Below are 16,081 nucleotides of genomic sequence, written 5' to 3' on the forward strand. Positions count from 1 at the left end.
ATTAACCAATTTATAATGAGTATTGTCACCCTACAAGAAATTAAAAAAGACTTTGGGATTAAAGAGATTCTGCGCAGGGCGAGTTTTAGTATTGACTCCAACGATAAGGTGGGATTGATTGGGGTAAATGGCTCAGGAAAATCCACCCTCTTAAAAATGATTGCTGGACTAGAACCCCTTGATGGGGGGCAACGGTTGGTTAAATCGGGGGCGAGAATTATCTATCTGCCGCAGCAGCCAGATGTCGATGAAAACCGCACGGTTTTGGATCAAGTTTTTGCCGACAGTACGGAACAAATGGCCTTAGTGCGAGAGTATGAAGACCTTTCCCATCATATGGCTCGGGCTAAAGGGGAGGAGTTAAATCGCTTGATGTCTCAATTAACGGCTGTTTCCGAGCAGATGGAAGCGGCCGGGGCTTGGGAGGTGGAAACGCGGGCTAAAATTATCCTGACGAAATTGGGGATTGAAGATTTTGATCGGCGGGTGGGGGAGTTATCGGGGGGGTATCGTAAGCGCATTGCTTTGGCCACGGCGCTGTTAGCGGAACCGGATTTGTTGCTGATGGATGAACCGACGAACCATTTAGATGCGGAGTCGGTGGAGTGGTTACAGGACTATTTGAGTCAATATCGGGGTGCTTTGTTGTTAGTCACCCATGACCGTTATTTTTTAGATCGGGTGACGAATCGCATTTTAGAGGTGGATCGGGGGGATCTTTATACTTATAGTGGCAATTATTCCTATTATTTGGAGAAAAAAGCGTTGGCCGAGGAGTCTGAGGTGAGCAGTCAACGCAAACATTTAGGGGTGTTGCGGCGGGAGTTGGAATGGTTGAAGCGAGGGCCGAAGGCACGGAGTACCAAGCAGAAGGCGCGCATTGACCGCATTGATGAGATGCAGAATCGGGAGTTTAAGGAGGTGCAAGGCCGGGTAGAAATCGACACTCCGGGGCGACGCATTGGTAAGAAGGTGATTGAATTGAAGGGGATTGAGAAGGGTTTTGAGGGACGGGTATTAATTCGAGATTTTAGTTATGAGTTTAATCCCGATGATCGGATTGGGATTATTGGGGGCAATGGGGCGGGAAAATCAACGCTGATGAATTTAATCACGGGGCGAATTGAACCGGATGGGGGGACGATTGAGGTGGGGAAAACGATTCATTTTGGCTATTTTGACCAACATTCGGAGGATTTGCTGGCGGCGCTGAATGAGAATCAACGGGTGATTGATTATATTCAGGATATTGGCAGTTATGTCAGGACGGCGGATGGGGGTCAAATTAGTGCGTCCCAGATGTTGGAGCGGTTTTTGTTTCCGGGGAGTCAACAGTATGCACCGATTTTTAAGTTGTCGGGGGGGGAAAAACGGCGTTTGTTTTTGTTGTCGGTGTTGATGGAAGCGCCTAATGTGTTGATTTTAGATGAACCGACGAATGATTTGGATGTGCAGACGTTGGCGGTGTTGGAGGAGTATTTAGAGGATTTTAATGGTTGTGTGATTGTGGTGTCTCATGATCGGTATTTTTTGGATCGGACGGTGAACACGATTTTTGCTTTGGAGGGGGAGGGGCGGATTGAGCGGTATCCGGGCAATTATTCGCTGTATTTGGAGTATAAACAGAGGCGCAGGGTTGCTGAAACTCCGGCGACGACTCCGAGTAAACCGAAGGGGGAAAAGCCCCGATCTAGTGGAAGTTCTCCCTGTCGTCTGTCGAATTATCAACGTCGGGAGTTGGCGGAGTTGGAGGAGAAAATTCCTCAATTGGAGGCGAAACGAGGGGAGATAGAAGCGACGTTGTATGAGCATCCCCCGAGTGGTTATACAAGGTTACAGGAGTTGTCGGAGGAGTTGGCGCGGTTGAATGAGGCGATTGATCTGGCTACGGAGCGCTGGTTAGAGTTGGCGGATTTGGAGTAATGATTGATTCCTCTCTGGCGAGGAGGTGGGGGGGGTTTCAAAATCTAGGAAAAGCCAAAACATTCTGAAAAAGTAGGACAATAGGCAAAGTTGCTACCAAACGCTTAACAACAGGATGGAATAGAGGTTGATGAGGATTCTAGTTCTAAGCTGGGAATTTCCTCCTCGCATTGTGGGGGGAATTGCACGCCACGTCGCCGAATTATATCCAGAATTGGTGAAACTGGGTCATGATATTCACTTGATCACCGTGGAATTTGGCGATGCTCCCCGCTTTGAACTGGTGGAAGGGATTAAGGTTCATCGGATTCCGGTTGCGCCGGGTAATGATTTTTTCCATTGGGTGGTGAATATGAATGAGAGTATGGGGGTTTATGGGGGGAAATTGATCCAAGATTTGGGGCCCTTTGAACTGATTCATGCTCATGATTGGTTGGTGGGGGATGCGGCGATCGCACTTAAACACCGTTTTAAAGTTCCCCTGGTTGCCACCATCCACGCCACGGAACACGGCCGCTATAATGGCATTCATAACGAAACCCACCACTACATTCACGGCAAGGAGTACATCCTCGCCCATAATGCTTGGCGGATTATTGTCTGTACCCACTACATGGAACAAGAAATCCAACGCATTTTTCACAGTCCGGGGGATAAAGTCAACGTGATTTACAATGGCATCCGTCCGGAAAAAAAACGACGAGATCCCCGCTTTGACCATATGAAATTCCGTCGCCAGTTTGCGGCAGATCAGGAGAAAATCGTCTATTATCTCGGTCGGATGAGCCACGAAAAGGGAATTTCTGTGCTGTTGGATGCGGCCCCTCTTTTGCTGGGGGTCTTGGGCGATCGCATTAAATTTATTATTATCGGGGGTGGAGATACATCTCACCTCCAACAACAAGCCAAAAACCTCGGTATTTGGGAGAAATGTTACTTCACCGGATTTATGTCCGACTCTGACCTCGACAAGTTTCAAACTATTGCCGACTGTGCCGTTTTCCCCAGTCTCTATGAACCCTTTGGTATTGTCGCCTTAGAAAGTTTTGCTGCCCGAGTGCCTGTCGTGGTGTCTGATACCTGTGGTTTGCCCGAAGTAGTACAACATGGCATTACAGGCATTGTTACCCAAACTAATAACCCCCATTCCCTCTGTCAAGGCATTCTAAAAATCTTGAAAAACCCGGATTATGCTCAGGAATTGGTGGATAATGCTTACAACGATTTATTCTTGCGCTTTGACTGGACGATGTTGGCTCAACAAACCGAAACCGTTTATCAGTGTGTTGTCACAGAACGCGCCCAAGTCCATTGGTCCTAGTTTGTCCGCCCCCCTGCCCCCGACTCTTCGACTTATTCAGCAAGCCCTATCCTATTCCACAAAGGAGTTAGATTCTGCTCACCTGACCTCACTCAATTATGCCTAGACATTCCCAACAACCCCGATTTTACGATGCCGTCCTTGGTGGAGATTCCCCAGCACCGAGAGGGAGTCTGGTTTTAGGGGGTTTAGAAGGGGTGAGACGGCGCTTAGAAAGCCCTCTAGAAGAGGTGCGACGGGTGGCTCTGGTCGAAGCGATGAAATACGGCGAAACAGGTATTTCTTGGGTAATTAGGGCGTTACAAGACCCCTCACAACAGGTTCAATGGTCTGCCTATCTGCTCCTACGGGAACGGGCGAAAATGTCTACCTATCTTCTACAACAAGAGCGGGCGGATTTAAAGGTGATGTTAGCCTTGCGTTCTTATAATCCTTGGTCTTTATTTCACGATTTACACACCCTCGAAGGGCATCATCATGCCGTGAGTTCTTTGGCCCTAAGTCCTGATGGGAAAACCTTAGTCAGTGGCAGTCACGACAAAACGATCAAGATTTGGGATGCCACCACCGGAACGCTCAAACGCAGTTTAGAAGGTCATTCGGAATGGGTGGATAGTGTGGTGATTAGTCCCAACGGGCAAACTTTGATTAGTGGTAGTGTAGACCGTTCTATTATCCTCTGGGATTTAAAAACCGGGAATCTCTTACGCATGATCACGGGACATAATAATTTTGTTAAATCTTTAGCCATTAGTCCCAATGGACAAACTTTGGTGAGTGGCGGCATTGATGGCATGATTAAGGTGTGGGATTTTAACAAAAATCAGTTTAATTATGCGATTAAGGGACATTCTAATATCATCAACACGGTGAGCTTAAGTCCTGATAATCAATGGTTAGCTAGTGGGGGATCTGATGGAACGATTCAGGTCTGGAGATTCAGAACGGGTGAGCATCACGGGACGTTTAAAGGTCATTTGAGTGCGGTTAAATCGACTCGTTTTAGTGGGGATAGTCGAACGTTAATTAGTTGTGGTGCGGATAAAATTATTGTGGGCTGGGATGTAAAAACGGGTAAAACTAAATATTGGCTACCGGGACATTCTGATGAAGTTAATGATTTATGTATCAGTTCAGATGGAAAAACGGTGATTAGTGGCAGTGCTGACCAAAAAATTAATGTCTGGAATTTACGAAGAAAAACCCTACAACATAGTTTTTCTGGGCATTCTGATTCCGTAATTTCCGTAATTCTTAGCCCAGATGAAAAAAGAATTTTCAGTGGAAGCAAGGATGGAACAATTAAAATTTGGGGTGTATCATAGGGGCAGATGTTGCTAAGTTATATTGCTTAGTCTCTAGGTGCTGATATGGGAATGAACAGGAAACCAACCCAGCTAGTGGCGGGGTGGGTTAGTCTGGTCTTGTTTGACTCAATAACTGGGGCTAATATAGCGTTTCCAATTGATCAACTCTTAGAGAAATTTCTCACAATACTTCAAGCTACTTGTACCCCTTGTATACTGTTCCCAGATCCGGTGTTCCCTTGGCTTTCTCTTGTGGATTACAAAACTCAAATGGAAACGTTATATTAGCACAATGACATTTGCATGGTGACATTTTCAAGAGGTCAGTTTATAGCTTATAGCTGTTTTTTGAAGGCTTGAATTAACGCATTTTTTGACTTTTTTTCATTCTGAGGCAATAAACGCATAAAAGCACAACCTGTGCATGGGTTAATGTGCTTGAATAAATTGCCTTGAGTGATCCAGCAGACAAGTTTTAGGGGGTCAGAATCCCTAAGTTCTTGTTGGTGTGCTGAAAGTGTATTCTGTTTTACCAAGGGTGTTTTCTTTTATGGTTAATCCATACCAAATGATTGGGGCTACTCTAGTTTCTATCGCTCTGGTCAGTCAATGTAGTTTGCGGGGATATCTAAACTACGGCCAGTTTGAATTGGGTATTAAATTAGTACAAGGAACGGCGACACCGTGCTGTCAGTGTTGTGATGCGGAGGGTAAAAATTGCCGTTGTTGTTTATGTAATTAAATGATTGGGGGGGAAATCCCCTCACTTCCTATCCCTGATGTGTGATCTTAAATCGAGTGCAATCGCCATTTATTCCGACTTGATATGAGAACGAGTTTTGTCCTGAATAATACTCAGTGGGGGTCGTGAATTGGTTAGTATGGGGGAAATAGGGCGATTAAAAGGAAGGGTCATGAAGGCACGAAGGGAAGTACAACTCGGCATGATGTTATGGCACCACCCTTGGAGTCGTTTTGTGGGGGGAAGTTTGGCGGTGGTTGGGGTGTGGGTTTTGCAGATGTTAGGGGCGATCGCACCGCTAGAGCATTGGGTCTATCATCGCCTGTTTGAGCTGCGAGGAGAACGCCCTTGGGATGACCGAGTAGTAATTGTTGCCATTGACCAAGTGAGTCATGAGGGATTTACTCAAGAATCTTGGTCGCGATCGCCTTATATTAAACTCCTCCAGCAATTAGCCCCTTCCCAACCCCATGCTATTGTGTTTAACCTCCTCCTGCTTCAGGAAACCGCCGAAGATGGGGAACTTGCGGCGGCAATGGCCGAGTCTCCTCCGGTGGTTTTGGGGGTGTCTTGGGGGCCCAATCGACAACTCCTGTTACCTGCTCCCCGCTTGAGGGAACAGGCCAGCGGGATGGGTCATCTCTTCTATCCTGCCACCAGTGGAGGCTTTGTCTATCAGATTACGCCGCAAATGGGGGATATTCCGGCATTAAGCTTGAGTTTAACCCGTATTCCCACCTTAGCTCCCTTATTCCCCCCTCAGCCCTCGGATTACCCTTCATTTTGGATTAATTGGCAAGGGGACATCAGGAAAATTCCCACTTACTCCTTTGCGGGGGTGTTACGGGGTGAAATCCCCCCGGAAACCTTTCGAGACAAAATTATTCTAGTCGGTTCCACGGCCACCGGATTTGATACAGTGATGACCCCCTTTAATGATGAGAATGTGGGCAATGGGGTTCATGTCCAAGCGGCCGTTATTAGCAATCTGTTACAGGGGAATCATCTCAAGGTTTGGGGGGAAGGAGCAAAGGGACTATTTTGGGGCTATGGGTTGCTGGGCATGGTTTTGGGGGGCGTACTAACGGGGCAAAATCTGCGCCGCCTATTGTCGGGGATGGTGGGGATTAGTGTGGTTTGGGTGGTGTTAGCTGTGGGGGTGTTTTATGGGAATGGGTTAATCCCGGTGGTGTCTCCTTTGTTGGTGGTAGGATCTGCTAGTGCGATCGCCCTTCTACAGCACTACTGGATCAAACAAGCCCAGAGCCACTATCATCAACAGTACGACTCCTTAACAGGACTGCCTCAACGTTCCGTTCTGATTGAACAAATCCAGACCCATCTCGCCCAGATTCGGAACAGTGAACAGGGGCATTTTGCCCTGTTATTTTTCGATTTGAACCGTTTAGGTGAAATCAATGCCCATCAAGGGTATCCTGTGGGCGATCGCCTCCTGCAAATCACCACCCAACGCTTAAAAGAACTCCTCAGTCATAATGGTCACGCTCCCTGTCTGTTAGCTCGTATGGGGGGCGATGAATTCGCCATTCTCTACCCACAAGTGACCGCTCCGGATGCGGTTCTTCATCTGGCGCAAGAATTGGAAAACGTGCTACAACAACCCCTTTCTTTAGCGGGGGAAGGAGTTTATAGCAATGTGAGCATCGGGATTACCTTCTCTTGGGATGTCATGACCAGTCCCCCCTCTTCTCCCAATACGGACCTCTGCCAACTCCTGTTACGTCACGCCGAAATCGCCATGTATCAAGCCCGCGTACAAGGTCAATCCTCCTACGCGGTCTTTAATGCCTATCTCCATGAAAGTGCGATCGCCCTCTGGCAACTAGAAACCGATCTCCGTCATACCCTCAACTCCCTCTCCCTCAATACCTCCCTAGGACTGAATCAACCCTCCTTAGAACGAGAATTCCAACTTCAGTATCAGCCCATTGTTTCCCTTAAAACGGGTAAACTGCAAGGATTTGAAGCCCTCATCCGGTGGCATCACCCCAAACGGGGTCTAATTTCTCCCTTAGAATTTATTCCCATGGCGGAAGAAACCGGACTGATTGCCCTCTTGGGGCGTTGGGTGATTTATAAAGCTTGTTATCAACTGCGGACGTGGCAATATTCCTTTCCCGACTTTAAGCATTTAGTGATTACCGTGAACCTATCTCCCATTCAACTCCTGCAACCGGATATTGTGCGACAAGTGCAAGGGATTTTAGAGGAAACGGGAGTAGATAGTCGTCGTCTCAAGCTCGAAATTACCGAAAGTAGTTTAATCGCCAATGCGGATCATGCGATCGCCTTGCTCCAAGAATTTCGGGAACTCGGGGTGCGTCTCAGTTTAGACGACTTTGGTATGGGTTACTCCTCCCTCGGCCGTTTACAAAACCTTCCCCTACACACTCTCAAAATTGACAAGTCCTTTGTCCAAGACATGAAACCCTCGGGAGACAGCACTAAAATTATCCAAATGATTCTAGATTTAGCCCACAGTTTCAACATGAATGTCGTCGCCGAAGGCATTGAAACCCCCGAACAACTGAAAACCTTACGGGAGCTAAACTGTGACTACGGACAAGGCTACTTTTTCGCCCCACCCCTCACAGTTGCAGAGGTAGAAACCCTGCTCAATCAACCCTTACCGAAAATTTGGGTTTAAAGCCCCGTCCTTTAGCAATCCTATACAGGGTCGGTTCTCGTTTCAATACCTCATAGGCATTATAGGTCATTTCAAGAAGATTTAAGTTCATTTCCCTTGTCTCCTTTTTTTATTGTTTCAATACCTCATAGGCATTATAGGTCATTTCAAGATGCAATCCCCATCGCATCAATCCAACGATGCTTGAGTTTCAATACCTCATAGGCATTATAGGTCATTTCAAGATGGGGTGGTGGATGAGTTTGTCGATGAGATTAACGTTTCAATACCTCATAGGCATTATAGGTCATTTCAAGAACCGTTGGTATCCGGGGGGGTTCTTAAATTAAAAGTTTCAATACCTCATAGGCATTATAGGTCATTTCAAGATAATGTCCCCGGGGATTGTAGTCCCCGTTGTAAGCGTTTCAATACCTCATAGGCATTATAGGTCATTTCAAGTGGCGGGCAGCAGAAAGCTTCTGCTCGGCCTGCAAAATCTTGTTTCAATACCTCATAGGCATTATAGGTCATTTCAAGTGGAAAGCCCAGCTTGGGTTAATTTGTCCACTTCGGTTTCAATACCTCATAGGCATTATAGGTCATTTCAAGTTTAAAACAATCATTTTACACCGATTTTCTAATTTGTTTCAATACCTCATAGGCATTATAGGTCATTTCAAGTCCGCTAAAATGAACTCCACTGCCCTGTTTACGGTGATATGTTTCAATACCTCATAGGCATTATAGGTCATTTCAAGTTTGAGGGCTTTTTAGTTATATCAGCATAAATTACGTTTCAATACCTCATAGGCATTATAGGTCATTTCAAGAGAATTGTACTATGCAGATATTACAGGCAATAACCTGTTTCAATACCTCATAGGCATTATAGGTCATTTCAAGAAGGGTTGTTCCATACCGAATATGTTCTTGTAGTAGGGTTTCAATACCTCATAGGCATTATAGGTCATTTCAAGATTCCACAGGCCGATAAAGAGAGGCAGGCTGGCGTTTCAATACCTCATAGGCATTATAGGTCATTTCAAGCCAAAACTCAAGGAGAAGCATGAGCAGTAACATTGTTCCGTTTCAATACCTCATAGGCATTATAGGTCATTTCAAGTGTATGTACACTAATATGCCAAAAAAATACCCTCCCAGTTTCAATACCTCATAGGCATTATAGGTCATTTCAAGCAGGCATTTCACCGCGTACCGTTCTCCTGCTTCGTTGTAGAGGTTTCAATACCTCATAGGCATTATAGGTCATTTCAAGTTGGCTCAAAGACCTAGAGGATTTAATAGAGCAGCATGATTTTGTTTCAATACCTCATAGGCATTATAGGTCATTTCAAGGAACGGGTCTATTGCCATAGACCCATAACTAGTTACACGTTTCAATACCTCATAGGCATTATAGGTCATTTCAAGGACTCCAGCAACTTAATTCAGTGGGAGCGACAAATTCGCGTTTCAATACCTCATAGGCATTATAGGTCATTTCAAGAGCGGCAGTCTGAAAGCCTTATCTTGTGCGACCTTCGCGCTCGACTTGCGCGACACCCACAAGAAAACTATAACACAGCCTTCCCAAAAACACAAGAAAAGGCTGAAACCCTTGCCCTGTAAGGTGCGCGACACCCTCCGATCCAGAACCCCCCTCAAACCCAATCCAGCCGAGCTTTTTGGACTATTCTCGCCCAAGGGCAAAAAAAACACCCACCCCGTCGCGCAATTTGAGAGAGGAGAATCCCTCACCCAACCTCGACCAGTTAAGCTGGTGTTCTACGAGCCGATTTTTGGGTTGACTTCGCGCTGAAGCGCAACTACGAGCCGATTTTTGGGTTGACTTCGCGCTGAAGCGCAACTACGAGCCGATTTTTGGGTTGACTTCGCGCTGAAGCGCAACTACGAGCCGATTTTTAGGTTGACTTCGCGCTGAAGCGCAACAACGAGCCGATTTTTAGGTTAACTTCGCGCTGAAGCGCAACTACGAGCCGATTTTTAGGGTGACTTCGCGCTCAATCTGCTGTTTCTTCGTGGTTCAACTCTCCATAATTCCCATTAACAGAGCTTAACTGTTCCCGCACGTCATCAATGGCTAAATTTAACTGAGCAATTTTATGTTCTAGACTGCGGCGAGCGTGTTCCATACTCGCCTCAGATAATTCTGGACCTTCTCCAACTGCACCGTCGAGAGACGAGGATTCCCTGCTCTCATGCTCCCCAGAACGTCGAGAAGCCGCCAGTGCGCCCACAATGCCGCCCACAATGCCGCCCAGAATCACGCCAGTTAAAAAGCCGCCTGTAAATCCGTCTCGTTGACTCATAATTAAATAATCCTCAATTCCCCTTTTCTATTCTATTCTGTCTCCAGAAAGTTAAAGAGTGCCAAAAGCGCGATCGCCTGCATCCCCCAAACCCGGTACAATATAACCCTGTTCATTCAAATCCGGGTCAATCATCGCCGTATAAATAATCAAATTGGGGTTGTATTGGTTGATTTTTTGCAATGCCGGATGAGCCGCCACCACCGAGATAATTCTAAACAGTTCAGGATTCGCCCCCCGTTCAATTAACGCCTCCAATGCCGCAATCATAGAACCTCCCGTGGCCAACATCGGATCTAAAATTAAAATCCGGGTGTTGGAGTCTATGGTTTCCGGCAATTTGTTCAAGTAACAAGTCGCCTCAAGGGTTTCCTCATTGCGCACTAACCCCAAATGATAGGTCGAAGCGAGGGGGAGCAAAGTTTGTGCGCCATCCAACAAGGCCAAACCCGCCCGCAAAATCGGCACAATGGCCATCGGGGGCTCCGGATTGATTAAAGTCGCTTCACAAGGGGCGAGGGGCGTTTCTAATACAATATCCTCCGTAGGGAGCCAGTTGCGGCTCGCTTCATAGGTTAGCCAACGCCCCAATTCTGTCATAGCACTTTTGAAGAGAACAGAAGGGGTATTGCGATCGCGGGCAACCCCCAGCCAGTGTTTAATCAGGGGATGTTCCGGGACATAGACGCGCAGTTGTGAAGTCATGGAGCAGCAAATTTCAAAAGGTTCTGAGTCCTTGATCATACTGCTTTTCGCGCCGCGATGGGTCAACCCGCCCCAAAAAAACAATAGAAAAAAACCCAGCATTCTTACTGGGTTTTTGCACCAACCAACTTCGGTCAAGTCAATAAGCTCAGAAATCGATGAACTCTTCCGGTTCAAACCAAATCGAATTACGAGTTCTTAAATCCCACAAGCTTTATATCTTGCCTTGTTTTCCCTGCTTACAGTCTCCCAAATCTCTATCCGGATGTATAGGCCAAACGGCGGATCTTTACCAAAACCTAATCCTAAAGGGAATTCCTGTAAAGCTACCGTGAAGTTAATCACCGCAAACTTGCCCCCCTTCTTTGGTAAAATAATAGACCGCGCTTAACTTCTACTCACACCATAAACCCATGCCCTCCGACTATCTTGAACGCATCCTGAATGCTCGGGTTTACGATGTTGCTCAAGAAACCCCCCTCGAACTCGCTCCTAATTTATCACGCCGTTTGCAGAATCAACTCTTTTTAAAACGAGAAGATATGCAATCGGTTTTCTCCTTCAAATTACGAGGAGCCTATAACAAAATGGCACAACTCCCCCCCGATTTACTCGCTCAGGGAGTCATTGCCGCTTCAGCCGGAAATCATGCTCAAGGAGTCGCTTTAGGCGCTCATCGTTTGGGAACAAGGGCCTATATTGTCATGCCCGTTACCACCCCCCAAGTCAAAATCAACGCCGTACAAGCTAGGGGTGGGGCCGTCATTCTCCACGGGGAAACCTATGATGATGCCTACACCTACGCCTGTCAATTAGCCACAGAAAAAGGCTTAACCTTCGTTCATCCCTTTGATGACCCGGATGTTATTGCCGGACAAGGCACCATCGGCATGGAAATTTTACGTCAATATCAAAAGCCTATCCATGCCATTTTTGTCGCCATTGGGGGCGGGGGCTTAATTTCAGGCATAGCAGCCTATGTGAAACGCTTGCGACCCGAAATTAAAATGATTGGGGTGGAGCCCTTAGATTCCGATGCCATGTATCAATCCCTCAAGGCCGGGGAACGGGTGCGTTTGCCCCAAGTGGGCTTATTTGCCGATGGGGTGGCCGTGCGACAGGTAGGGGCGGAAACCTTTCGTCTGTGTCAGCAATATGTCGATGATATTGTGCGCGTGGGAACCGATGACACTTGCGCGGCGATTAAGGATATGTTCGAGGATACTCGGTCTATTGTAGAACCAGCCGGGGCCTTGGCGATCGCAGGAGCTAAAGCCTATGTGGAACAGACAGGGATTGAACACCAGACCCTAATTGCCGTGGCTTGTGGAGCAAATATGAATTTTGACCGTCTCCGTTTTGTGGCGGAACGAGCCGAATTAGGGGAACAACGAGAGGCCATTTTTGCCGTAACAATTCCCGAAAAACCCGGCAGTTTACGCCAGTTTTGTGATTGTTTAGGTAAGCGCAATTTAACCGAGTTTAATTATCGCATTGCTGACCAAACAGAAGCCCATATTTTTGTCGGGGTGCAGGTAGAAAATCGCGCTGATGCTGCCCAATTAGTTGAATCCTTTGAGTCCTTTGGCTTAAAAACCTTAGATTTAACAGACGATGAATTAACTAAGCTGCATCTGCGTCACATGGTGGGGGGAAAGTCTCCCTTAGCCCATCATGAATTATTATATCGTTTCGAGTTTCCGGAAAGACCCGGCGCATTAATGAAGTTTGTTGCGTCGATGAGTCCCGATTGGAATATTAGTTTATTTCACTATCGCAATAATGGTTCAGACTACGGACGAATTTTAGTAGGGATGCAAGTTCCTCCCCATGAAATGAGTCAATGGCAAGCCTTTTTAGAAACATTAGGTTATCGCTACTGGGATGAAAATCATAATCCTGCGTATCATTTGTTCCTCGCCTAATTTAAGGTTAAAAGTTCAATCTTGTAGCCATCCGTAGGTTGGGTGAAGCGAAGCGCAACCCAACAAAACAATTGATAATTGTTAATTGATAATTGATAATTGTTTCGCGATCTGTCGGTTGGGTGAAGCGACAGCGCAACCTAACAAAACAATTGATAATTGTTAATTTATAATTGATAATTGTTTCGCGATCCGTAGGTTGGGTGAAGCGAAGCGCAACCCAACAAAACAATTGATAATTGTTAATTGATAATTGATAATTGTTTCGCGATCTGTAGGTTGGGTGAAGCGACAGCGCAACCCAACACCCCCAGTCAGGAGATCAACCATGAACACCCCAAACCCCCCGTAGGTTGGGTGAAGCGACAGCGTAACCCAACAACTCACTAAAAAGTGACCCGATAACTATTACTAATTATTGATTTTGATTTTCCGTTTCCCAAGACCTAACCTATCATTCAGATATAACAAGCTCAAACACCATAAAAATCCTCTTGCTCAAAAAAAATAAAATAATGTTATTTCCTCGTCAAGTATGTTTCCAGACTGACAGTCCTCACTGTCCCTCTGGTGTGGAGAGTCAAGCCAACGCTCCTTTACCCTCCGCCCACTTAGCCGATTTTGAGCGTCATAACCCCACCTTTCAAGCCCTGTTTAAAACCATTGCCGATGGGCTATTAATCGTTGATCAGGAGGGGTTTTCTCTCGCAGCAAATCCTACAGCTTGTGAATTATTGGGATTAACGGAACAGGATTTAATCACCCACAAACTGGCAGATTTTATTCCGCCAGAGTTTAACTTTGCCCAAGCTTGGCACGACTTCTTAAGCACAGGTCAAGCCTCGGGAAACTTCAAACTGATCAACAGCAAAGGAGAACAGAAAGCGGTGGAATATACTGCCACGGCTCATTTTTTGCCCCAAGTCCATCTGTTGACTTTGCGAGAGTTCACCCCTCGGGATGATTCAGGGGATCTCCTGCGAAAAATTGCCCGCCATATTCCGGGGGTGATTTATCAATTTGATCAATATCCCGATGGTCATTTTGCCTTTCCCTTTGCTAGTGAGGGGATGTGGGATATTTATGGGGTGAGTCCTGAAGCCGTGCGGGAAGATGCGACTCCCGTTTTGCAATTGCTACACCCAGATGATGTTGTCCAAGTGTCGGCCTCTATTCAAGAGTCGGCGGAAACCTTGGAGGAGTGGCATTGTGAATATCGCATCTGTCACCCCGATGGTAGAATCCTGTGGGTGGTCGGTCATGCCACACCGCAACGGGGACATGATGGGACAATTACTTGGTTTGGCTATATTCGGGATATTACCGCCGCCAAGGGGATAGAAAGCGCGTTACGAGAGAGTGAAGCCCGAACTCGCGCCCTCCTCGAAGGGATTCCGGATATGATGATTCGGTGCGATCGCCAAAGAGTCTTTTTAGACTTTAAACCTTCCTCCCAAGTCGCTTCCCTCATGCGACCGGAGGAGTTTCTAGGCAAAACGGTTCATGATATTCTACCCCCTCCTGTCGCCCAACAAACCGGGGAAGCCATTGAGAGAGCCTTGGATACCCAAGAAATCCAAGAGTTTGAGTATGAACTCCCTACCCCTGCCGGAGTTTGCAGTTATGAAGCGCGTTTAGTGGTGTGTGGGGAAGATGAGGTGTTTTGCATTATTCGGGATATTACCGAACGCAAGGAGGCAGAATGTCAATTACAAGCGGTTCTCAGTCGGAGTCAACTATTAAATCAAATTAGTACAGAAATCCGCAATTCTTTGGATCTTGACACTATTTTAAAAAATGCCGTCAATGCCATTTTTGGGGAATTAAATGTCGATATTTGCGTGTTTGGCTGGTATCGCCATGATCTAGAGCCTCCCTGTTGGGAAATTGTACAGGAACAAAGACATCCAGACCTGGGGAGTTGGTTAGGAATGTATCAAATGAGTGATTTTCCCCAACTTTATAGGCAGTTATTGAATAAAGAAATCTATTATGCTGATATTAGTCAATCAGAGGATCAAATACTCAAGGCGTTTTGTGAGGATGCGGGAATTGCCCTTTATTTTGCCCTACCCGTACACATGGGCAACCGTCAAGGGGCGTTTGAGATCGGGCGGATTAACAATGACTGTCTTTGGCAAGAGCATGAGGTTAAACTGTTAGAGAGTATTGGGAATCAAGTTGCGATCGCCATCTATCAAGCCCAACTTTACCAAGAATCCCAAGCTAAAACCCAAGAATTAGAGAAAGCCTATCACGAACTACAACAAACCCAAATCCAACTGATTCAAGCCGAAAAAATGTCCAGTTTAGGGCAGTTGGTGGCGGGTGTTGCCCATGAAATTAATAATCCAGTTAACTTTATTTACGGCAACTTAACCCACACTTCCGACTATATTCATGATTTATTTGAGTTAATTCAACTCTATCAATCGGTTTATCCAGAATACCATCCCCAGATTGAAGAGTTTATGGAGGAAATTCAACTCGATTTTGTGATCAATGATTTTCCCAAAACTATTGAATCCATGAAAAATGGGGCGTTACGCATTCGGGATATTGTAAAATCCTTACGCACTTTCTCCCGAGTGGATGAAGCAGAATATAAGACAGTGAATTTACATGATAATCTTGATAGTACCTTAACCATTTTGCAAAATCGTCTCCATCATCAGGGACACCTTCACTATATTGAAGTGTTTAAAAACTATGGCAATTTACCGAATATCACTTGTTATAGTGGGTTATTAAATCAAGTGTTCATGAATTTATTAGTGAATGCCCTAGACTCTATTGAGGAGCGACAAAAAAAGAGCTTATCCGCAGATCATTATGTGGGTAATATTACGATTAAAACCCAACCAATCGCCCCGGATTGGGTATCAATTACCATTAAAGATAATGGGATGGGCATTCCTTTAGAGGTTCAACAAAAAATGTTTAATCCCTTTTTTAGCACCAAACCTGTGGGCAAAGGGACGGGGATGGGATTGGCGATTAGTTATCAAATTGTGACCCAAAATCACCAAGGCCATTTACATTTTTCTTCCACTCCGGGAGTTGGGAGTGAGTTTGTCATTGAGTTACCTGTAGTCTAGTCTAGACGCTGTGACTTTCACAAAAATCAAGGGCTATTGTGCCAGTGGTGAAACTGGCTAATCTTCTGGAACTTCTAAGG

At 46.0% G+C, this 16,081-nt stretch carries 8 protein-coding genes and 1 CRISPR repeat array; of the genes, 6 read left to right on the forward strand and 2 right to left on the reverse strand.

The window, feature by feature from the left end; genetic code table 11:
* Nucleotides 1-15 precede the first annotated feature (15 nt).
* From K4A83_RS06910 to K4A83_RS06925, 4 genes are all read left to right on the forward strand, one after another.
* Nucleotides 16-1,923, forward strand: a complete 1,908-nt coding sequence (locus K4A83_RS06910; protein ID WP_265263728.1) for an ABC-F family ATP-binding cassette domain-containing protein — start codon at nt 16-18, stop codon at nt 1,921-1,923.
* A gap of 130 nt (nt 1,924-2,053) precedes the next feature.
* Nucleotides 2,054-3,244, forward strand: a complete 1,191-nt coding sequence (locus tag K4A83_RS06915; protein WP_265263729.1) for a glycosyltransferase family 4 protein — start codon at nt 2,054-2,056, stop codon at nt 3,242-3,244.
* Between the two features lie 98 nt (nt 3,245-3,342).
* Nucleotides 3,343-4,569: a WD40 repeat domain-containing protein gene (locus K4A83_RS06920; RefSeq protein WP_265263730.1), complete on the forward strand. Its 1,227-nt coding sequence runs from the start codon at nt 3,343-3,345 to the stop codon at nt 4,567-4,569.
* Nucleotides 4,570-5,465: 896 nt separating this feature from the next.
* Nucleotides 5,466-7,961 carry an EAL domain-containing protein gene (locus K4A83_RS06925; protein WP_265263731.1) on the forward strand — a complete coding sequence of 832 codons (2,496 nt, stop codon included), beginning with the start codon at nt 5,466-5,468 and terminating at the stop codon, nt 7,959-7,961.
* A gap of 39 nt (nt 7,962-8,000) precedes the next feature.
* Nucleotides 8,001-9,450: direct repeats of the CRISPR family, unit length 37 nt; unit sequence GTTTCAATACCTCATAGGCATTATAGGTCATTTCAAG.
* Nucleotides 9,451-9,964: 514 nt separating this feature from the next.
* On the opposite strand, the gene K4A83_RS06930 is transcribed toward K4A83_RS06925, so the two are convergent.
* A complete protein-coding gene (locus K4A83_RS06930; RefSeq protein ID WP_265263733.1) occupies nt 9,965-10,273 on the reverse strand; it encodes a hypothetical protein in 309 nt (102 codons plus the stop codon).
* A 51-nt stretch (nt 10,274-10,324) separates the two neighbouring features.
* Nucleotides 10,325-10,978: a uracil phosphoribosyltransferase gene (gene upp, locus K4A83_RS06935; RefSeq protein ID WP_265263735.1), complete on the reverse strand. Its 654-nt coding sequence runs from the start codon at nt 10,976-10,978 to the stop codon at nt 10,325-10,327.
* Nucleotides 10,979-11,391: 413 nt separating this feature from the next.
* Between upp and ilvA the strand changes: the two genes are divergently transcribed.
* Nucleotides 11,392-12,903 carry a threonine ammonia-lyase, biosynthetic gene (gene ilvA, locus K4A83_RS06940; protein WP_265263736.1) on the forward strand — a complete coding sequence of 504 codons (1,512 nt, stop codon included), beginning with the start codon at nt 11,392-11,394 and terminating at the stop codon, nt 12,901-12,903.
* Nucleotides 12,904-13,418: 515 nt separating this feature from the next.
* Nucleotides 13,419-16,001: a PAS domain S-box protein gene (locus tag K4A83_RS06945; protein ID WP_265263737.1), complete on the forward strand. Its 2,583-nt coding sequence runs from the start codon at nt 13,419-13,421 to the stop codon at nt 15,999-16,001.
* The last annotated feature ends 80 nt before the right edge of the window (nt 16,002-16,081 follow it).

This window comes from Spirulina subsalsa FACHB-351 (assembly GCF_026130165.1).
Taxonomy (GTDB): domain Bacteria; phylum Cyanobacteriota; class Cyanobacteriia; order Cyanobacteriales; family Spirulinaceae; genus Spirulina_A; species Spirulina_A subsalsa_A.